This window comes from Flavobacterium aciduliphilum (genome assembly GCF_003268855.1).
Lineage (GTDB): Bacteria > Bacteroidota > Bacteroidia > Flavobacteriales > Flavobacteriaceae > Flavobacterium > Flavobacterium aciduliphilum.
Genome location: NZ_QLSZ01000005.1, coordinates 41,948 through 61,246 on the forward strand (window position 1 = coordinate 41,948; position 19,299 = coordinate 61,246).

20 protein-coding genes are annotated in these 19,299 nt (G+C 33.4%); 11 read left to right on the top strand and 9 right to left on the bottom strand.

The genetic code is table 11. The annotated features are described in order from the left end of the window. Positions 1-187 precede the first annotated feature (187 nt). The 4 genes from CLV55_RS06650 to CLV55_RS06665 are packed head-to-tail and all read left to right on the top strand — an operon-like array spanning position 188 to position 4,163. A complete protein-coding gene (locus tag CLV55_RS06650) occupies positions 188-742 on the top strand; it encodes a 4'-phosphopantetheinyl transferase family protein (RefSeq protein ID WP_245902691.1) in 555 nt (184 codons plus the stop codon). Continuing rightward, positions 735-1,451, top strand: coding sequence for a geranylgeranylglyceryl/heptaprenylglyceryl phosphate synthase (locus CLV55_RS06655; RefSeq protein WP_112112972.1), 717 nt, complete (start codon positions 735-737; stop codon positions 1,449-1,451). Before CLV55_RS06650 ends, CLV55_RS06655 begins: the two co-directional genes overlap by 8 nt. A 10-nt stretch (positions 1,452-1,461) precedes the next feature. Further along, the gene (pnuC, locus tag CLV55_RS06660) at positions 1,462-2,082 is read left to right on the top strand and encodes a nicotinamide riboside transporter PnuC (RefSeq protein ID WP_112113114.1); all 621 of its coding nucleotides are present in this window, start codon (positions 1,462-1,464) and stop codon (positions 2,080-2,082) included. Continuing rightward, a complete protein-coding gene (locus CLV55_RS06665) occupies positions 2,043-4,163 on the top strand; it encodes a DUF4301 family protein (RefSeq protein ID WP_112112973.1) in 2,121 nt (706 codons plus the stop codon). Before pnuC ends, CLV55_RS06665 begins: the two co-directional genes overlap by 40 nt. Positions 4,164-4,220: 57 nt before the next feature. Here the strand turns inward: CLV55_RS06665 and rpmA are convergent, their stop codons facing one another. Both rpmA and rplU read right to left on the bottom strand, forming a co-directional pair. Next, positions 4,221-4,481, bottom strand: coding sequence for a 50S ribosomal protein L27 (gene rpmA / locus CLV55_RS06670; RefSeq protein ID WP_112112974.1), 261 nt, complete (start codon positions 4,479-4,481; stop codon positions 4,221-4,223). A 22-nt stretch (positions 4,482-4,503) separates the two neighbouring features. Then, on the bottom strand, positions 4,504-4,923 hold the full coding sequence (rplU, locus tag CLV55_RS06675) for a 50S ribosomal protein L21 (protein ID WP_112112975.1): 420 nt from the start codon (positions 4,921-4,923) through the stop codon (positions 4,504-4,506). 200 nt (positions 4,924-5,123) lie between these two features. On the opposite strand from rplU, the gene CLV55_RS06680 reads away from it, so the two are divergent. Both CLV55_RS06680 and CLV55_RS06685 read left to right on the top strand, forming a co-directional pair. Beyond that, positions 5,124-6,455 (top strand): M16 family metallopeptidase, encoded by a 1,332-nt coding sequence (locus CLV55_RS06680; protein ID WP_112112976.1) that lies wholly within the window; start codon positions 5,124-5,126, stop codon positions 6,453-6,455. A gap of 11 nt (positions 6,456-6,466) precedes the next feature. Continuing rightward, positions 6,467-8,521, top strand: a complete 2,055-nt coding sequence (locus CLV55_RS06685) for a M16 family metallopeptidase (protein ID WP_245902692.1) — start codon at positions 6,467-6,469, stop codon at positions 8,519-8,521. A gap of 46 nt (positions 8,522-8,567) precedes the next feature. Here the strand turns inward: CLV55_RS06685 and CLV55_RS06690 are convergent, their stop codons facing one another. Next, positions 8,568-9,431 (bottom strand): DMT family transporter, encoded by an 864-nt coding sequence (locus CLV55_RS06690; RefSeq protein WP_112112978.1) that lies wholly within the window; start codon positions 9,429-9,431, stop codon positions 8,568-8,570. Between the two features lie 103 nt (positions 9,432-9,534). Here CLV55_RS06690 and CLV55_RS06695 point away from each other — a divergent pair, with 103 nt between their 5' ends. Beyond that, positions 9,535-9,894, top strand: coding sequence for a heavy-metal-associated domain-containing protein (locus CLV55_RS06695; RefSeq protein WP_112112979.1), 360 nt, complete (start codon positions 9,535-9,537; stop codon positions 9,892-9,894). A gap of 11 nt (positions 9,895-9,905) precedes the next feature. Here CLV55_RS06695 and gldD read toward each other — a convergent pair whose 3' ends face one another. Genes gldD through mutY form a run of 4 tightly spaced genes read right to left on the bottom strand, consistent with a single transcriptional unit; the run spans position 9,906 to position 13,292 of the window. Then, positions 9,906-10,469 carry a gliding motility lipoprotein GldD gene (gene gldD / locus CLV55_RS06700; RefSeq protein ID WP_112113115.1) on the bottom strand — a complete coding sequence of 188 codons (564 nt, stop codon included), beginning with the start codon at positions 10,467-10,469 and terminating at the stop codon, positions 9,906-9,908. 1 nt (position 10,470) lies between these two features. Next, a complete protein-coding gene (locus CLV55_RS06705; protein WP_112112980.1) occupies positions 10,471-11,769 on the bottom strand; it encodes a gliding motility-associated protein GldE in 1,299 nt (432 codons plus the stop codon). Between the two features lie 26 nt (positions 11,770-11,795). Next, on the bottom strand, positions 11,796-12,221 hold the full coding sequence (locus CLV55_RS06710; RefSeq protein WP_112112981.1) for a single-stranded DNA-binding protein: 426 nt from the start codon (positions 12,219-12,221) through the stop codon (positions 11,796-11,798). Between the two features lie 33 nt (positions 12,222-12,254). After that, on the bottom strand, positions 12,255-13,292 hold the full coding sequence (mutY, locus tag CLV55_RS06715; RefSeq protein WP_112112982.1) for an A/G-specific adenine glycosylase: 1,038 nt from the start codon (positions 13,290-13,292) through the stop codon (positions 12,255-12,257). Positions 13,293-13,426: 134 nt separating this feature from the next. On the opposite strand from mutY, the gene CLV55_RS06720 reads away from it, so the two are divergent. Further along, complete coding sequence (locus tag CLV55_RS06720) at positions 13,427-13,720, top strand: HU family DNA-binding protein (RefSeq protein WP_035127849.1); 294 nt, start codon at positions 13,427-13,429, stop codon at positions 13,718-13,720. Between the two features lie 378 nt (positions 13,721-14,098). Continuing rightward, on the top strand, positions 14,099-15,643 hold the full coding sequence (locus CLV55_RS06725; RefSeq protein WP_112112983.1) for an Rne/Rng family ribonuclease: 1,545 nt from the start codon (positions 14,099-14,101) through the stop codon (positions 15,641-15,643). Positions 15,644-15,689: 46 nt separating this feature from the next. On the opposite strand, the gene CLV55_RS06730 is transcribed toward CLV55_RS06725, so the two are convergent. Both CLV55_RS06730 and CLV55_RS06735 read right to left on the bottom strand, forming a co-directional pair. Beyond that, the gene (locus CLV55_RS06730) at positions 15,690-16,439 is read right to left on the bottom strand and encodes a uroporphyrinogen-III synthase (protein WP_112113116.1); all 750 of its coding nucleotides are present in this window, start codon (positions 16,437-16,439) and stop codon (positions 15,690-15,692) included. 18 nt (positions 16,440-16,457) lie between these two features. Then, the gene (locus tag CLV55_RS06735) at positions 16,458-17,120 is read right to left on the bottom strand and encodes a DUF4271 domain-containing protein (protein WP_317048367.1); all 663 of its coding nucleotides are present in this window, start codon (positions 17,118-17,120) and stop codon (positions 16,458-16,460) included. Positions 17,121-17,225: 105 nt separating this feature from the next. Between CLV55_RS06735 and CLV55_RS06740 the strand changes: the two genes are divergently transcribed. Together CLV55_RS06740 and CLV55_RS06745 are read left to right on the top strand one after the other, a co-directional pair. Beyond that, positions 17,226-17,951, top strand: coding sequence for a polyprenol monophosphomannose synthase (locus tag CLV55_RS06740; protein WP_112112985.1), 726 nt, complete (start codon positions 17,226-17,228; stop codon positions 17,949-17,951). 1 nt (position 17,952) lies between these two features. Further along, positions 17,953-19,293, top strand: a complete 1,341-nt coding sequence (locus CLV55_RS06745) for a dihydroorotase (RefSeq protein WP_112112986.1) — start codon at positions 17,953-17,955, stop codon at positions 19,291-19,293. Positions 19,294-19,299 lie beyond the last annotated feature (6 nt).

Sequence of the window (19,299 nt, forward strand, 5' to 3'; positions counted from 1 at the left end):
ATTTAGAATTATTATTCTTGAATACTATTGCAAATAATTGTTATACAACATTCTACTAATGCCTTTTTACAAAAAAATAGCTTTACCAAACAACACAAGCCTATATCTTTGGAAAATTACTGAAGATTTAGATTTTTTTCGACAACAAGTATCCTTGAATGAAAATTCAAAAAAAAGATTACTTACGATGAAATCAGAAAGTCATCAGAAAGGATTTTTAGCAGTACGAATGTTATTACAACACCTTAATTTCTCAGATTTTAATTTGAATTATGATGCATCAGGAAAACCATATTTGTATGGTGCTTCTCAAACCAACACTTTTTTGAAAGAAACGCCAATAACATCACACATATCCATTTCGCATTCTCATGATTTTTCCGCTCTAGCTTTTAGCCGTTTACCCATAGGAATTGATATTGAATTAATCAAAGATAAGACTCTCAAAATAGCCTCTCGGTATATGGATATAAATCATTTAGAACAACTCACAATAGAAAAGAAACTAGAAAAGGCAACCGTGATTTGGGGAGTAAAAGAGAGTGTGTTCAAAATTAAGAACAATGAGGGGATTAGTTTTTTAAATCACATTCAAGAAGACGCATTTAATCTTGAAGACAAAAAAACAATTGCTACCCTCAAATTTAATGGCATGGAAGAAACGTTTGAGATTTATTTTGATACTTTTGAACAATATGTCTTTGTTTGTGCTATGCAAAATGACGAGTTAGCCTATGAATAACATTTACAATGAAATTTGCCAAGCCAAACATAAAAGTCAAAAATTATTGGCTATTTTACTAGATCCCGAAAAGATTGTTTTAGAAAATTTCTTAGAGTTAATTAGAAAAATAAAAGCATCACCTGCAACCCATGTTTTTGTTGGAGGCAGTACCTATGACGGTGGAGATATGGACAAAATCATTCTTTTATTAAAACAAAACCTAACGATTCCCATACTCATTTTTCCAGGACATCCTTCTCAAATATCTCGTTTTGCTGACGGTCTTTTATTTTTGATGTTATTATCAGGAAGAAATCCCGATTATCTTATTGGCTACCAAGTGGAAGCAATTCCATATATATCAAATACAACTATTGAGGTTATTTCCACAGGCTATTTGCTCATTGAAAGCGGTATAGAAACTACCGTTCAAAAAGTGAGTAAAACAAAACCCATTCATCGAAATGATAATCAATTGGCCATGCAAACAGCACTTGCGGGCGTATTAATTGGAAACAAAATAATCTACCTTGAAGCAGGAAGTGGGGCGCAATATCCTGTTCCCACAGATATGATTCGCACAGTTGCTCAATATTGCAATGTCCCCCTAATTGTTGGTGGAGGCATTCGTTGTCGAAGAGATATTGATAATGCCTATGAGGCTGGAGCAACGTTGGTTGTTATTGGAACAGCCTTTGAAAATGACCCTAATTTTTTCACTACGTAACGAATTTAAAATGGTTGATTTTTTTATTGCTCAATACAGACATGCGTCCAATATTCAAATAATTTTGGAGTTTCTTGCGTTTGTTTTTGGTATAATTAGTGTGGTTCTTGCCAAAAAGGAACATATTGGTGTATACCCTACAGGTTTAGTATCTACAATTATTACCGTTTATTTATTATATAAAGCCTGCTATTTTGGAGACATGACGATGAATATTTACTATTCTATTATGAGTATATATGGTTGGTACAAATGGAAAGTTCACAAAAATGCAATGGAATTACAAATTAGTTATACTAATGCAAAAGAAAAACGTATAGGATTTGGATTTTTCATCCTTACGATACTAATTACTTATTTTGTGTATGATTTTTTTGATTATACACTTGAAATTCCTAATTATATTGATATTTTTACATCTGGAATTTTTTTTACTGCGATGTGGTACATGGCGTTAAAAAAAATAGAAAATTGGACACTTTGGATTTTGGGTGATTGCATTGCGGTGCCACTATTTGCATATAGAGGGCTCGGCATGTTATCGCTACAATATCTCATCTTTACAATATTAGCTATTATAGCCTTAAAAGAATGGAAGAAAACCTTAAACAAAAGCAAAGTAATGTTGTAAAAATTGCATTGTTTGGACCAGAATCAACGGGAAAAACAACCTTAGCAAAACAACTGGCAACCGAATACAATACGTCTTGGATTCCTGAATTTGCACGTGATTATTTGCAGAAAAAATGGGATTCTAATAAAGGAATTTGCGAACCCAATGATTTGTTACCAATTGCGATAGGACAAATTACTCTAGAAAATGAAGCACTATCCATCGCCAATCAAATTCTTTTTTGTGATACGAATGTATTTCTAACAAAAGTTTTTTCTGATTTGTATTATGGAAGTTGTGACCCTTTGATAGAAAAAGCAGCCAAAAAACATACTTATGACTTGATTTTTCTTACTGATAGTGATGTGCCATGGGAGAAAGATGATTTAAGAGATCGCCCAGAAAACAGAGAAGAAATTGCCACATTTTTTGAAAAAAGCTTGGTACAGTATAACAAACCTTACATAAAATTATCAGGGAATAAAGAAGAACGTCTCAATAAAGCGAAGAAAATAATAGATGATTTCTTTGAAGCAAGAAAGTTAGGGTTTACTTCTAGGGATTTTGTATCTATTTACAACAGGGGTGTCTCACTAAAAACCGTAAAATTCCAGTTTGATATTCTCAAAAATGGCATCCCAAAAATCAATCTTGATAGACCGGCGATATTACATGATGGCATAATGCCGATGTCTAAAGAAGAAGCTTTATATTTTTCGAATTATTTTGATGAAAAGAAAAACAGTTTAAAGCTAAAAAAATTCGTACCCGCATCAGGAGCCGCAAGCAGAATGTTTAAATTCTTAAGTGAATTTGTCAATGAGTACAAACTAGGTGAAGAGTCTATAAACGCCTATATAAATAGAAAAAACGACTCAAGTTTATCTGTTTTTATTGTGGCAAAAGAGAAGCTTCCTTTTTACAAAGAAGTTTTAAAAAAAACTAAAGAAGCACTACCAGATTATGAAACTTGTGATAGTGATGTTCAGGATTATTGGTTCATTAAAACCATGCTTTCCGCTTCTTACTTTGATTATGCAAATAAGCCAAAAGGAGTGCTACCCTTTCATAAATATGAATCACATATAGCAACGGCCATTGAAGAACATTTAAATGAATGCGTTTATTATGCTGTCTCAAATTCAAATTCGTATCTTCATTTTACAGTTTCTGAGGAGCATCAAAGGAGTTTTGAAACTATTATAGCGTCTGTAAAAAACAAAGTTGAACAAGAGGCTAATGTTTCCATTCAGGTAAAATTTTCCTATCAAGATAAAGCCACTGATGTAATTGCTGTTGATGGTCTAGGAAATCCATTTCGAGGTGAAAATGATGAACTTCTTTTTCGTCCAGGCGGTCATGGTGCTTTAATAGAAAACCTAAATGCATTAAACTCTGATATCGTATTTGTTAAAAACATTGACAATGTGATTCAAAATCATCTTGATGTAATTTCGCTCTATAAAAAGGCGTTGGCTGGTATTCTTGTTCAGTTTCAGGAACAGATTTTTAATTATCTGAAAAAACTTCAATCAGATGCAATTTCAAATGATGAGTTGAATGAAATTGCTAGTTATATTTCCTCAAAATTAAATATTTCGATAAAAGAAGATTTCTATAGATATACTAAAGAATACAAAATAGGGCATCTCGTAACTCTATTGAATAGACCAATTCGTGTTTGTGGAATGGTTAAAAATGAAGGAGAACCTGGAGGAGGTCCTTTTTGGGTTACAGACAAAAAAGGAAAAACATTTCTTCAAATTGTTGAGTCTTCTCAAATTGCAACAAAAGACGAAAAGCAATTAGAAATATTTAATAAAGCGACCCACTTTAACCCTGTAGATTTGGTTTGCGGAATTAAAGACTTTAAAGGTCAGAAATTTGACTTAACTAAATTTGTTGATGCCAATTCGGGATTTGTTGTTGAAAAAAATAAAAATGGAAAGCCTTACAAAGCATTCGAGCTTCCTGGTTTATGGAATGGTGCAATGGCCAAATGGTTAACTATTTTTGTTGAAGTACCTTTAATCACGTTTAATCCAGTTAAAACAGTAAACGACTTACTAAAACCGGCCCATCAACATATGGGTTTGTAAAAATAGTGCAAAAAAAAACTCGCATGATGCGAGTTTTTTTGTTTCTTATTGAAAAAATTATGCTTCAAAAGGAATTATTGATACATAAGATTTTTCATTAGCTTTCTTTTGGAATTTTACAATCCCATCAACTTTAGCGTGTAAAGTATGATCATTACCCATGTAAACGTTTTCACCTGGATTATGTTTTGATCCTCTTTGTCTAACGATTATGTTTCCAGCAATAGCAGCTTGACCACCAAAAATCTTAACGCCTAAACGTTTAGAATGTGATTCTCTACCATTCTTCGAACTACCGACACCTTTCTTGTGAGCCATGATGTTTTGGTTTTATTAGTTATTACTCTTGACTTTCAGTCTTTTTTGTTTTCTTTGTAGCAGCTACCACGTCTTCTTCCGTTTTTTCTGCTTTTGGAGCGGCTTCTTTCTTAGCTGCTTTTTTCGTACCTGTTGCCACAATCCCTTCAATTAGGATTTGTGTAAAACTTTGACGATGACCATTTTTCTTTTTGTAACCTTTTCTTCTTTTTTTCTTGAAAACAATTACCTTATCTCCTTTTAAGTGTTGTAACACTTTTGCTTCTACAGAAGCACCTTCTATAGCTGGGGCGCCTAAAGTTACTGTTCCGTTGTCATCCAATAAAAGAACTTTGTCAAAAGAAACTTTTGAACCTTCTTCTTGAGCCAAACGATGCACATAAACCTTTAAGTCTTTGCTTACTTTGAATTGTTGCCCTGCTATCTCTACGATTGCGTACATAACAATATTGTTTAGTTAAATTTTAAGTGTGCAAATATATAAAATATTATCATCCGTACAACAATATACTTAAAAGTTTTTTTGTGATTTCATTTAAGCATGAGTATTCTATTTTACTATCAATAAAAAAACTACTTTTGTGTAACTAATACTACAAGATTTATACTAATTGTAGTACAACTAAAATTTAATAGTTTTTTATGAAAAAATCTTTAATCGCTTTAAGTTCAATGCTTATGCTTGGAGGAACTGCTCATGCCCAAAAGGTTGCTTTTGAGGAATATGATTTAGCCAATGGGTTGCACGTGATTTTACACAATGACTCATCTGCGCCTGTTGTAATTACGTCTGTCATGTATCATGTAGGCGCGAAAGACGAACAACCAGACAGAACTGGTTTCGCTCACTTTTTCGAACATTTGTTGTTTGAAGGAACTGAAAATATTAAACGTGGGGAATGGTTTAAAATTGTCACGTCTAATGGCGGAGTTAACAATGCCAATACCACAGAAGACAGAACGTATTATTATGAAGTTTTTCCCTCAAACAACCTAGAACTAGGTTTGTGGATGGAGTCAGAACGTATGTTGCACCCTGTAATCAACCAAATTGGGGTGGATACACAAAACGAAGTAGTTAAAGAAGAAAAAAGACTTCGATACGACAACAGTCCTTATGGTCAATTGATTCCGCAAGTAAAAAAATACATGTTTACAAAACATCCGTATCGTTGGACCACTATTGGTTCAATGGAGCATTTGGACGCTGCTAAATTGGAAGAATTTCAAGCGTTTAACAAAAAATTCTACATTCCGAATAATGCCGTTTTGATTGTAGCTGGAGACATTAACAATCCGACACAAACCAAGCAATGGATTGAAAAATATTTCGGTTCGATTCCAAAAGGACCTGCTATTGTACGTCAAACATTTGTTGAAGATCCTATCACCCAACCCATCAATGCCACTTTCGAAGATTCAAACATTCAAAAGCCTATGGTGGTTGCGGCCTACAGAACACCTTCTATGAAAACTAGAGATGCCAGAGTTTTAGATTTTATATCTACGTATTTGAGTGATGGAAAAAGTTCTAAATTATACAAAAAAATTGTAGACGATAAGAAAATGGCACTTCAAATTGGAGCATTCAGCTACAATCAAGAAGATTATGGAACGTACATTCTTTACGGAATGCCACAAGGAGAATTTACTTCAAAAGATTTAGTTAAAGAAATTGATGAAGAAATCGTGAAACTTCAAACGGATTTAATTTCTGAAAATGATTTACAAAAATTAAAAAACAAATATGAGAATCAATACGTTAGTGGCAACTCAAGTGTAGAAGGTATTGCTGACAATTTGGCTTCGTATTATTTATTGTATGGCGATGTTAACCTTATCAATACCGAAATAGAAATGTACAACTCTATTACTCGTGAAGAAATAAGAACAGTAGCTAAAAAATATTTGAATCCAAATCAAAGATTACTCTTAGATTACGTTCCTGCAAAAGACAAAGCTGAAAATAAATAAAACGACACAAGATGAAAAAATCACTAATTATAGTATCAAGCTTGTTTTTAACGATTATCATGCAAGCACAAGACAGAACCCAACCGAAACCAGGACCCGCTCCAACCATTAATATTAAAAAACCTGTTTCTTTCACATTGCCCAACGGACTTAAAGTATTGGTAGTAGAAGATCATAAACTACCAAGGGTTTCTTTTAGTTTGCAATTGGACAATGCCCCTTACACTGAAGGAACAAAAAAAGGAGTAGATGAATTAACCGGAAGTTTAATTGGAAATGGATCCATGAAAATTTCTAAAGATGCTTTCAATGAAGAAATTGACTTTTTAGGAGCAGACATTAACTTTAGTACAGACGGTGCTTTTGCTAGTGGACTGTCTAAATACTCTAAGAGAATATTAGAATTAATGGCTGATGGAGCTTTAAATCCCAATTTTTCTCAAGAAGAATTTGACAAAGAAAAAGACAAATTAATCGAAAGTTTAAAAACGCAAGAAAAAAATGTAACGGTGGTTGCAGGACGTGTAGAAAACGTTTTGGTGTATGGCAAAAACCATCCTTCAGGGGAATACTTATCTGAAACAACTATAAAAAATGTTACATTAGATGATGTTAAATCACATTATGCTACGTATTTTGTACCTGAACATGCTTATCTTGTTGTTATTGGCGATGTAAAATTCAGCGATACTAAAAAAATGGTGGAGAAATTGTTTAGCTCTTGGGTGAAAGCAAAAGCCCCACAAGTTTCGTATTCAGCCCCAAGCAATGTGCAATACACACAAATTAATTTTGTGGACATGCCCAATGCAGTTCAATCTGAAATTTCATTGGTCAATACGGTTAATTTAAAATTATCAGATCCAGACTATTTCCCTGTTATTGTAGCCAATCAAGTGTTAGGGGGAGACTTTAATAGTTATTTAAACATGAATCTTCGTGAGGCACACGGTTGGACGTACGGTGCGCGCTCTAGCATTGGGGTTAACAAATATACGGTTAGCAAATTTAAAGCCAATTCTCAAGTAAGAAACATGGTAACTGATAGTGCTGTTGTCGAATTTATTAAAGAAATCAAAAGAATCCGAACTGAAAAAGTAGCTGATGAAGCCCTTAATAATGTAAAAGCAGGCTATGTTGGTCGTTTTGTAATGAATGTTGAAAAACCACAAACTGTAGCTCGATATGCCTTGAACATTGAAACAGAAGGATTGCCTGCAGATTTTTATGAAAATTATATCAAAAAAATCCAAGCTGTTACTGCCGATGATGTATTGCGTGTAATGAACAAATACGTTCTTGCCGACAATATGAGAATTATCGTTACTGGTAAAGGTGCCGATGTTATCCCTGGATTAGAAAAATTGAACATTCCTATTTTCTATTTTGACAAATACGGAAACACTACCGAAAAACCAAAAATGAAAAAACCAGCCCCAACAGGAGTTACTGTAAAAACGGTTATGGACAACTATATCAATGCGATTGGTGGTGCTAAAGCAGTTGCTGGAATAAAAACACTTTTCGTATCAGGTTCATCAGAAATAGAAGGTGCGCCAGCTCCATTATCATACACTTCGAAAAAAGATGTGAAAGGAAAATCATTATTCAAATTAGAATTGGTTGGAATGATGGAACTTTCAAAACAAGTAATCGGGGATAAATCTGGATATATTGCCTCTCAAGGTCAGAAAAAAGACATGACTGCTGAAGAATTTGCTGAGAAAAAAGCAACGCTTTCTACATTTGAAGAATTGTTATTAGCAACCAAATCCGATGTTGTTTTGGATGGAATCGAACCTGTAAATGGAAGTGATGCCTATGCTATTAAAAATGGCAAAACCACCTTGTACTACGATGTAAAAACAGGACTAAAAACCATGTCTTCTACAACTACTGAAAAGAATGGTCAAAAAATGACATCAACCATAACCTATAGTGATTATAAAGATGTGAAAGGAATCAAAGTACCATTCACTATCGTATTATCACAAGGAAGAGATATCGAAATTAAAGTTACTGACGTTAAAATAAACGAAGGCGTTTCTGATGCAGACTTTCAATAGTCATTCCAATTAATATACTAAAGACTGTCTGAAAAGGCAGTCTTTTTTATTTTTTATTTGCTAGATAAACTCCTATTAATATGACAAAGGCGCCGAAACATTGAAGAGGGGTTAAAAATTCATGATCCAACATCCCCCAAACAAAAGCAACTACAGGAATTAAATAGGTAACTGACGATGCAAAGACAGGCGTCGAAATTTGAATGAGCTTAAAAAAAAGTACATTCGCCACACCAGTACCAAGAATGCCTAAAATCATAATAAACAGCATGGCATGTTGGGTTTTGCTTTCAGACATAATACTTGTAAAATTTGTCGAAAAGAGTACTATCAAAGCTGGGATAAGCATTACTGTAAAATTACCCGTTGTGATACTTAATGGTTTCACGTCTGATAAATATCTTTTTATAAGATTGACGTTTAAAGCATAACAAACAGAGGCAATAACAACCAAAATAGTGTAGGTATAATTTTCAGTACTCCCAACTGTAGCGCCACCAAAAATCAGAATGATAGTTCCTATTAAACCAATCAGAACTCCAAAAAATTGACTTCTTTTAAAGGACAATCCAAATGACAAAATACCAATCCAAAGAGTATTTAGAGGAGTTAAGGAATTTAATATGGAACAAATGGAACTGCTTACTTGAGTTTCAGCAATAGCAAACAAAAAAGCGGGCAAAAAAGTACCAAACAAGGCGGTAATTGCAATGTATTTCCATTGGTAGTGCTTAATTTCTGCTAAATTTTTAAATCCTATCACCAATAAAAAAACGGCTGTAAAAATAATACGCAAAGCGCCCAACTGGAACGGAGACAGCCCAATCAACCCTTTTTTAATTAATATAAATGAGCTTCCCCAAATAAGCCCTAAAAGGAGCAACAAATACCATTTTAATTTTTTTTCCATTTTGATGGTTGATTTTAATGAAACAAATTTGACATATTTTTATGAATTGTCATATAAAAAATAATGTAAATTTGCTCTAGTAAATCAAATTCAAACGAATATCATGAAATCGGTTAACATTGCAGCAGGTTTATTTTTTATAGGAGTGCTTCTAACCAGTTGTCACAACAATTCAAAAAACTCAGAAAATCAACTTTCAAAAAATGGAAATGAGGTGGTGGTTTCTCCCCAAAAAGTAACCTTTACTATAGACGGGATGACTTGCCCAGAAGGTTGTGCAAAAACCATTCAGAATAAACTATCGGAACTTAAAGGAGTAACTTCGGCTACAGTAGATTTTGACAAAAAATTAGCCATTGTTAGTTTTGATGCTGACAAAATATCCAAAGATAGTTTAGTACAATCTGTTGAAAATACAGGCGACGGACAAACGTACAAAGTTTCTAATATTTTGGTAAAATAATTTTTATCTGTTTACTTCCATTTTAACGTTTCCATCAAGGTTTGCATGTCATTTCGGATGTAATCGGCAGCGGGAAGAATGGAATCAAAGTTTGGTTTTGCATAGAAGTAAACCGAACCCGTCAAGAAATGTTTAACACTATCGGTTACGTAAAATTGTGCATTAGTTGCCGCATTACCTGAAACTCTATAAAACATTCCGTAGACTTTTTTATTTGGGTTGATATAGGGTTGTTCTAAAATATCATCTGCTTTGATAACGTGCTCATAAGTTAATTTTTGGGCGTCCTTTAAAAGTTTTTCCAAATTGTGATTCACTGGCTTGTAGGTCAAATAAATCGTCGCTTTCATTTTGGGGTAATTGATTGTAAATCCACAATCTTTTTCACCTTTAATAACTGCATTTTCATTCATATTAAAGGTAAACGGACACTCATTTTCGAAAGCAGCATACGTTGCCACCGGATACTCTAATCGCAACTGACTCGTTGGTTTGGGCAAAACTTCATCTTTACAACTCACAAAAAACGATGAAATTAATAAGAGGAGTATTCCAAAAAAGGAAGTTAGTTTCATTTTAGACATCTAGGGTTACTTTTATTTGTTTAATTCTTTTTTTATCAACGGTCTCTATAGTAAACAAGCAGTTTTCAAATTGAATTTTTTGTGATTTCTTCGGAAAATTTCCTAATAATTCGAGAATAAATCCAGCTAGTGTTTCGGCTTCACCCTTTTGATTTTCAAAAACATCTTCATCAACTTCAACAATTCTGTAAAAATCTTTCAGACTGATTTTTCCGTCAAAAATAAAATTTTTATCATCAATTTTGGTAAAAGGATGCGCGTCTTCATCAAATTCATCACTAATGTCTCCTACAATTTCCTCAATAATATCCTCGAGTGAAATGAGACCAGACGTTCCACCATATTCATCAACGACAATAGCTAAATGGTTTTTCATGTTTTGAAAATCATTGAGCAAATCGTCTAATTTTTTATTTTCAGGTACAAAAAATGGCGCGCGTATTAAGGTTTTCCAATCAAATGTCTTTTTATTAATATGGGGAATCAAATCTTTAATAAACAAGACTCCTTTTATTTGGTCGATAGTATCTTGATATACAGGAATTCTAGAATATCCTTTTTCTATAATTTTGGGGATAATTTCGGAAAAAGGCTCGTCAATTTCTAATGCGAAAATATCAATTCTCGGACTCATGACTTGCTTAGTATCAGTATTCCCAAACGAAACAATTCCTTCAAGAATTTTTTGCTCCTCTTGTGTGGTATCTTCTGTAGAAGTCAACTCTAAAGCCTGTGAAAGCTGATTTACGGAAAAATTAGTTTTCTGTTTGCCCAATTTTTCCTGAATAAACAAGGTAAACGATCGCATCGGAATACTGATGGGCGACAACAATTTATCCAAAATAAATAAAGGATGAATAATGAATAAGATGAATTTTACATTATTTCTACTAGCATAGATTTTAGGTAATACCTCACCAAAAAGCAAAATTAAAAAGGTAACCAAAAGTACTTCAACCACAAATTTTAGCAACACATTGGTAAGGGTTGAAAAAACAGTATCTAGTGAAAAGGAAAATAATATTACAATAGAAATATGTAAAAAATTATTGGCTACCAATATAGTAGCCAATGTTTTCTTGGGTTTACTAAGCAATTGATTTACCAAATCGCTTTTAGAAACACTTTTTTGTGAAAGTTCTGAAATATTTTTTTGTGAAAGAGAAAACAAAGCCACTTCAGACGCGGCAACCATAGCTGTTAAAAATAGTAAAATACTAATCCCAACTATTCCAAACAGAAGATTTGTATCAATATTTGAAAAAGTCAATAAATTGGGCGCCAGGTCCAAAGGAATATGTTTTAGTTACACAATTATTAGTACGACAAATCGTTGTCAATCGTTGAGTCAAAACCGCCACTTTTTGTATCGTTAGTAGAGATTTGTCTGTTGGATTCATTATCTTTTTTAACGTTTAAAAAGGTAAATTCAGTAACTTGAATTTCAGTAGTATATTTTGTAGTTCCGTCTTCAGCTTGCCATTGACGCGATTTTATTCTGCCTTCAACATATATTTTATCACCTTTGGACAAATATTTCTCACAAATTTCAGCTGCCTTATTTCGAACAACCAAATTGTGCCATTCTGTCGAATTGATTCGCTCATTAGTCGATTTATTGATGTAAACCTCATTGGTTGCTAGAGGAAACCTACCAATACAATTGCCTCCTTCAAAATAGTGCATCTTAATATCGTCTCCTAAATGGCCGATAAGCATAACTTTATTTAATGTCCCGTTCATGATGATTAAATTTCTAATTACCAAAAGTACAAATTAAAAACTATATTTTTCAATAAAATTATAAATTACTATAGGAAATGGGAAATTTATCAGGGAATTAAGGGGTACTCCCTCCGAAATATGTTCTGAAATCGTACAATGATAGAATTGAATGTGAAGTTTTTGATGCGACAGTTTATGAACAATGACATTGTTTTCATAACTATGTAATGACTTTGGTTTTAATGTTTCAAACTTTTTGAAAACAAGTTCTTTCAGCACTTCAAAATCAAGCATATTTTCCGATTCAATAAGTGGAAACTCATATAAATTATGCCAAATATCTTTTTGAGTTCTTTTTTGGATAAGAGTTTGTTGTTGAGCATCTTCAAAAATTAAATACTGGAAATACCTATTTTTAACATCCCCTTTTTTACGTTTAACAGGCAACTCAGACACCTTTCTCTTTTGAAGCGCTAAACACTTTTCATTGAGAATACAATCTAAACAATTTGGATTTTTAGGAACACATTGTAACGCACCAAATTCCATTATCGCCTGATTATATAAGGCAGGAACTGAAACAGAAATAAGCTTTTGAGACAATTCGAAAAACTCTTTTTTTGCGCTCCCTGTGCTAATATCTGTGCTCATGTCAAAATATCGGGCCAGTACCCTAAAGACATTTCCATCCACAACAGGCACAACTTCATTGAATGAAAAAGATGCTATAGCAGCCGCGGTATAGTCTCCAATTCCTTTTAGTTTTTTTAATTCAGCATACGTATCAGGAAATTTTCCATCATGTTCAAAGGCAATTTTTTGTGCAGTTTGATGTAAATTTCGAGCTCGAGAATAGTATCCGAGACCCTGCCATAGCTTCAAAACAACTTCTTCATCGGCTGAAGCCAAATCATAAACCGTAGGAAAAGCCTCTAAAAATTTATTAAAATAAGGCAACCCCTGTGCCACACGGGTTTGTTGTAAAATTATTTCAGACAACCAAATAATGTAAGGATTTGCAGTATCACGCCAAGGCAAATCTCGTTTATTTTGGTTGTACCATTGCAAAATTAATTCAGAAAATTCCATAGAAAAAGATAGTGGGACAAAACTAAATCTTTATGTGATTAAATTTTAATAAATTATACTTGAAATATTCTTTTTTTAATTTGTATATTTGCGCACTCAAAAAATTACACATATAATAATAAATACGAAAGAAAATGACGAAAGCAGATATCGTAGCTAAAATTTCAGAAAAATTAGGTCTAGAAAAAGGAGATGTTCAATCTACAGTTGAAGCATTGATGGAAGAAGTAAAAACTTCATTAGAAAATGGAGATAATGTTTATCTAAGAGGTTTTGGTAGTTTTATTATCAAAACTAGAGCTGAAAAAACCGGTAGAAACATTTCAAAAAACACAACAATCAAAATACCAGCACACAATATTCCTGCATTCAAACCTGCAAAAGTGTTTGTTGAAGGTGTAAAAACAAAAACTGAAGTAGCAGTTTAAAAATATTTATTAACACAAAATACATGACCTATGCCAAGCGGTAAAAAAAGAAAAAGACATAAGGTAGCGACGCACAAACGTAAAAAAAGAGCAAGAGCTAACCGCCATAAAAAGAAAAAGTAGTTTTACACTACTTTTTTCTTTTTAAACGTTCATTGAAAATGAAATTTAGTAAACAGTATTCAGTCACAGTAAGCAGTGTGCTAACTGAAAACTACTACTGCCAACTAAAATTCACCGGGTAAAAAAACCTGTAAAAAATGTTTAATCCATCCCTATTGTAGATTTTAGAATCAGGAATTAGGAATTAGGAATTTTAAAATCCTAAATCTCAAATCTCAAATTCTTGAATTGAAAATATGGATAAAAATTTACAACATGAATAAAGAATTAATCATCCGTAGTGGTGAAAATGCTGTAGATTTTGCCTTATTAAAAGATGGAAAACTAATTGAATTACACAGAGAAGAAGGAAAAGGAAATGCTTTTTCGGTAGGTGATATTTTTATTGCCAAAATCAGAAAACCAGTACCAGGACTTAATGCAGCATTTGTACACGTAGGCTTTGAAAAAGATGCCTTTTTACATTATCATGATTTAGGACCATCCTTACTTTCTTATCTGAAATTCATAAAACTTGTAAGCGCAGGTAAAATAAAAGATTTCTCCCTTAAAAACTTTCAGTTTGAAAACGAAATTGATAAAGATGGGGCAATAGCCGATGTGCTAAGTGCCAATCAGTCAATTTTGGTGCAGGTAGTAAAAGAACCTATTTCTACAAAAGGCCCGAGAATTAGCTCGGAACTTTCTTTTGCAGGAAGATATTTGGTTCTAGTCCCTTTTTCAGATAGAGTTTCAGTTTCTCAAAAAATTGAAGACAAATCTGAAAAAGACCGATTAAAAAAATTAGTACACGCAATCAAACCTAAAGGTTTTGGTGTTATTGTGAGAACAGTAGCAGAAGGCAAAAAAACAGCCGAACTAGAAAAAGATTTGCAGAACTTAATAGAAAGATGGACTGCAATGTGTAAAAAATTACCAACTGCTCATCATCCATCTAAAGTACTCGGAGAGGTTAATAAAGCTTCTTCAATACTTAGGGATATATTTAACGATACTTTTACAAGTATTCAAATTGATGATGAAGAGTTGTACCAAGAAACCAAGGACTATTTAGCCGAAATAGCCCCTGAAAAACAAAAAATAGTGAAGCTTTATCAATCTGTAGATGTACCTCTTTTTGAGAAATACCATATTGAAAGACAAATTAAAACTTCTTTTGGGCGAACCGTTTCCATGAGTAAGGGAGCTTATTTGATTATCGAACACACTGAAGCATTGCATGTGATTGATGTAAACAGTGGAAATCGTTCCAATAAAGCGACCAATCAAGAAGACACAGCTCTTGAAGTAAATTTAATTGCGGCAGCCGAAATTGCCCGACAACTCAGACTTAGAGATATGGGTGGGATAATTGTAGTTGATTTCATTGACATGCAAAATCCTGAAAACAGACAAGTATTGTACAATTTCTTGAAAGAAGAAATGAGCGACGATAAAGCCAAACACAAAATCTTACCGCCAAGCAAATTTGGATTAGTTCAAATTACGAGACAGCGCGTAAGACCAGAAGTTACGATTGACATAAGAGAAGAAAATCCGAATAATAGGGATAGCGAAGTAGATGCTCCTATTCAAATCATTGATAAAATTTCGTTTTCTCTCGAAAAAATTTTACAAGACCACAATAAAGTAAAGCTAAATGTGCATCCTTTTGTGGCAGCATACCTTAAAAAAGGTTTTCCATCAATACGTTCAAAGTGGTTCTTTGAACATAAAAAATGGGTGAAAATCATACCTCGTGACGCTTACACGTATCTTGAATATCATTTTTTTGATGCTCAAGGAAAAGAAATTAAATAAAAAAACGCCTTTCGTATGAGAGGCGTTTTTTTTATAATCTGTTTTTTTATTTTCCTTTGTTGACTTCCGAAACATATTTCTCTAAAGCCATAGTCATAGATGGCGTTTCTGGAGTTGGTGCCAAAATATCAATACGCAATCCATGTTCCAAAGCCTCTTTTTGAGTAGTGCTCCCAAAAACAGCAATTCGCGTGTTGTTTTGTTTAAAATCAGGAAAGTTTTTGAACAACGACTTGATCCCTGTAGGACTAAAAAAGGCTAATACATCATAATATACATCTGCTAAATCAGACAAATCACTCATAACCGTTTTATAAAAAACAGCGGGAGTCCAATTAATTTTCAAATTGTTCAACGTAGCTGGAACATCAGCATTTAGCTGGTCTGAAGCAGGTAATAAAAACTTCTCGTCTTTATATTTTTTAAAAAGCGAAGCCATGTCGGCGAAATCTTTTTGGCCTACATATATTTTTCGTTTTCTATAAACTACATATTTCTGTAAATAGAAAGCAATAGCTTCCGATTGACAAAAATACCTCAAATCTTCGGGAACCTTATAACGCATCTCTTCAGCCACTCTAAAAAAATGGTCTACCGAATTTTTACTCGTTAGAATAATAGCGTTAAAATTATTCAAATCTATTTTTTGAGCCCTTACATCTTTTGCGCTTACACCTTCTACATGAATAAAAGAGCGAAAATCAACTTTTATCTTGTGTTTTTGTTGTAAATCAAAATATGGCGAATTCTCTACTTTTGGTTCTGGTTGTGACACCAAAATTGTTTTCACTTTCAAATTTGACATATCTATGCTCTAGTTTTTTGTAATCAAATAATATATGAAATAGTAGGGAGCTATTTCAAGTGCGCAAAGATACAAAATAAAATAAAACAACTTGTCGGGTGATAAATTTTGATAAATTTTCAAAGAAAAAAGATAAGTAAGCACATTTATTGTTAATAATATAACTATTATAGCAAATATTGCAAACATTGATACATAATTGCAATAATACAAAACCCCTGTAACAGGAAGTAAAAGGAGTCCAACATAGGTTCTATAGTTAACTTTTTGTAAATTAATCTGTTCAGCAAACTCCTCAATCTCAAAAGTAGTAGCAATAATTTTCTCAATTAAAAATTTTGAAAGGATAAAAACCCCCAACAATGTAAATATCCGTACAAACAACATCCAATCGGTTTTAGAACCATAATGATACCCGTGAACCAAAATCATTTGTATAAAAAAAGAAAGCGAAATTAAATTTACCGCAAAAAGTAAAACATTGAACCCATTTAAAAGCTGGTTACTCTCTCTGTAAATTTTGTTGTATTTATTAGACACTAACATTCTTACGAAATCTGAAAAACGGGATTCGAAGGTTGTTTTTGCTAAAACAATCAAGACTAACGCTATCAAAAAAACTAAGGTAGCCCAATCTTTATTTTCTATATTTCGTAGATGTAATTCGTGCATGATCATAGTCAACAAAAATACTAAAATTTATTTGTTGCATACTATTATACTATTATTAAGAATAAAGAGTTATAAAATCAGTATTTTTGTGCAAATTTTTATTCAATGAATTGCGGCGTAGTAATCATTCCCACTTACAATGAAATTGAAAACATCGAAAGTATTATTCGAGCAGTGTTTTCTTTACATAAATCGTTTCACCTCCTTATTGTGGATGACAATTCTCCTGATGGGACTGCCACAAAAGTTCGGGAGTTACAGCAAGAATTTCCACAATCGTTATTCTTAGAACAACGAACAAAAAAAGCAGGGCTTGGTACGGCGTATGTTCATGGATTTACATGGGCGTTAGCTAAAGAGTATGAATTTATTTTTGAAATGGATGCCGATTTTTCCCACAACCCAGTTGATTTAGAACGCCTTTATGAGGCATGCCATTTTGCCGGTGCTGATATCGCAATTGGTTCGCGGTACGTTACCGGCGTAAATGTAGTAAACTGGCCTTTAAGTAGGGTATTACTCTCTTATTTTGCCTCTGTATATGTTCGAATGATAACAGGAATGAAAATTATGGATGCTACTGCGGGTTTCATTTGTTATAATCGAAAAGTATTAGAAAGCATCAATTTGAAAAAAATTAAATTTATTGGGTATGCTTTTCAAATAGAGATGAAATACAGGGCTTTTTCTAAAAACTTTGTCATTCATGAAGTCCCAGTTATTTTTACAGATCGAACCAAAGGACAATCCAAAATGAGTGGCTCTATTATAAAAGAAGCTATTTTTGGTGTTCTTTCCTTACGAATCAAAAAGTTTTTTAATCGGTTGTAATATGAAAAAAACACTCATTAAAAATGCAAAAATTGTCAATGAAGGTTCTATTCTCATTGGTGATGTATTGATTGAAGGAGCGTTTATAGCCGAGATTGCTCCCTCGATTGCTGTAGCAAATTTCGAAGGCACCGTTATTGATGCAAATCAACATTATTTAGTTCCAGGAGCAATAGATGACCAAGTTCATTTTAGAGAACCTGGCCTCACACACAAAGGCACTATTGCTTCCGAAAGCCGAGCAGCTGTAGCAGGCGGCATTACCTCTTTTATTGAGCAGCCCAACACCGTACCCAATGCGGTTACTCAAGAATTACTCGAACAAAAATATCAAATAGCCGCTGAGACTTCTTATGCCAATTATTCCTTCATGATGGGAGGCACTAATGACAATTTGGACGAAATTCTCAAAACGAATCCAAGAAATGTGGCGGGTTTAAAATTATTTCTAGGTTCTTCAACCGGAAATATGTTGGTTGATAATCCAGAAACGTTAGAAAAGATTTTTTCAAATACAAAAATGCTCATTGCGGTTCATTGCGAGGATGAAGCCACTATAAAATCAAATTTAGAAAAATATAAAGCAACATACGGTGAGGATATTCCAATAACAGCACACCATTTGATAAGAAGTGAAGACGCATGTTATTTGTCTTCGTCAAAAGCAATTGAATTGGCAAAAAAAACGGGCGCTAGATTGCATGTGTTTCATCTTTCTACTGCAAAAGAAATGGAGTTATTTACCAACAAAATTCCTTTGGAAGACAAACAAATTACCGCTGAAGTTTGTGTGCACCACCTATGGTTTTCTAATGAAGATTATTCCACGAAAGGCAACTTTATTAAGTGGAATCCCGCTGTAAAAACAAGTCACGACAGGGAAGTCCTTTGGGAAGCCTTGCTTGATGATCGCATAGATGTAATCGCAACAGACCATGCGCCACATACCCTAGAAGAAAAACAAAACGTATACACCAAAGCACCTTCAGGAGGACCACTAGTGCAACATGCGGTTGTGGCGTTATTTGAAGCATTCCATCAAGGGAAAATTTCTATTGAAAAAATTGTAGAAAAAATGTGTCACAATCCTGCTAAAATTTTCAAAATAGAAAAACGTGGCTTTATACGAGAGGGCTATTATGCCGATTTAGTACTTGTGAACCCCATGAGTCCTTGGACCGTTTCTAAAGAAAACATCGCATACTTTTGTAAATGGTCTCCTTTTGAAGGACAAACCTTTACTTCAAAAATAACACATACGTTTGTAAATGGCGAACTCGTTTATGAAAAAGATTCGGTAAAAGAAGCCCGTCACGGAATGCGATTGCTGTTTAATCGATAGATCCCT

Coding starts and splice junctions, on each gene's coding strand:
- CLV55_RS06650 (WP_245902691.1), top strand. CDS start 188: ATGAAATCAGAAAGTCATCAGAAAGGATTTTTAGCAGTACGAATGTTA.
- CLV55_RS06655 (WP_112112972.1), top strand. CDS start 735: ATGAATAACATTTACAATGAAATTTGCCAAGCCAAACATAAAAGTCAA.
- pnuC (WP_112113114.1), top strand. CDS start 1,462: ATGGTTGATTTTTTTATTGCTCAATACAGACATGCGTCCAATATTCAA.
- CLV55_RS06665 (WP_112112973.1), top strand. CDS start 2,043: ATGGAAGAAAACCTTAAACAAAAGCAAAGTAATGTTGTAAAAATTGCA.
- rpmA (WP_112112974.1), bottom strand. CDS start 4,481: ATGGCTCACAAGAAAGGTGTCGGTAGTTCGAAGAATGGTAGAGAATCA.
- rplU (WP_112112975.1), bottom strand. CDS start 4,923: ATGTACGCAATCGTAGAGATAGCAGGGCAACAATTCAAAGTAAGCAAA.
- CLV55_RS06680 (WP_112112976.1), top strand. CDS start 5,124: ATGAAAAAATCTTTAATCGCTTTAAGTTCAATGCTTATGCTTGGAGGA.
- CLV55_RS06685 (WP_245902692.1), top strand. CDS start 6,467: ATGAAAAAATCACTAATTATAGTATCAAGCTTGTTTTTAACGATTATC.
- CLV55_RS06690 (WP_112112978.1), bottom strand. CDS start 9,431: ATGGAAAAAAAATTAAAATGGTATTTGTTGCTCCTTTTAGGGCTTATT.
- CLV55_RS06695 (WP_112112979.1), top strand. CDS start 9,535: ATGAAATCGGTTAACATTGCAGCAGGTTTATTTTTTATAGGAGTGCTT.
- gldD (WP_112113115.1), bottom strand. CDS start 10,469: ATGAAACTAACTTCCTTTTTTGGAATACTCCTCTTATTAATTTCATCG.
- CLV55_RS06710 (WP_112112981.1), bottom strand. CDS start 12,221: ATGAACGGGACATTAAATAAAGTTATGCTTATCGGCCATTTAGGAGAC.
- mutY (WP_112112982.1), bottom strand. CDS start 13,292: ATGGAATTTTCTGAATTAATTTTGCAATGGTACAACCAAAATAAACGA.
- CLV55_RS06720 (WP_035127849.1), top strand. CDS start 13,427: ATGACGAAAGCAGATATCGTAGCTAAAATTTCAGAAAAATTAGGTCTA.
- CLV55_RS06725 (WP_112112983.1), top strand. CDS start 14,099: ATGAATAAAGAATTAATCATCCGTAGTGGTGAAAATGCTGTAGATTTT.
- CLV55_RS06735 (WP_317048367.1), bottom strand. CDS start 17,120: ATGCACGAATTACATCTACGAAATATAGAAAATAAAGATTGGGCTACC.
- CLV55_RS06740 (WP_112112985.1), top strand. CDS start 17,226: ATGAATTGCGGCGTAGTAATCATTCCCACTTACAATGAAATTGAAAAC.
- CLV55_RS06745 (WP_112112986.1), top strand. CDS start 17,953: ATGAAAAAAACACTCATTAAAAATGCAAAAATTGTCAATGAAGGTTCT.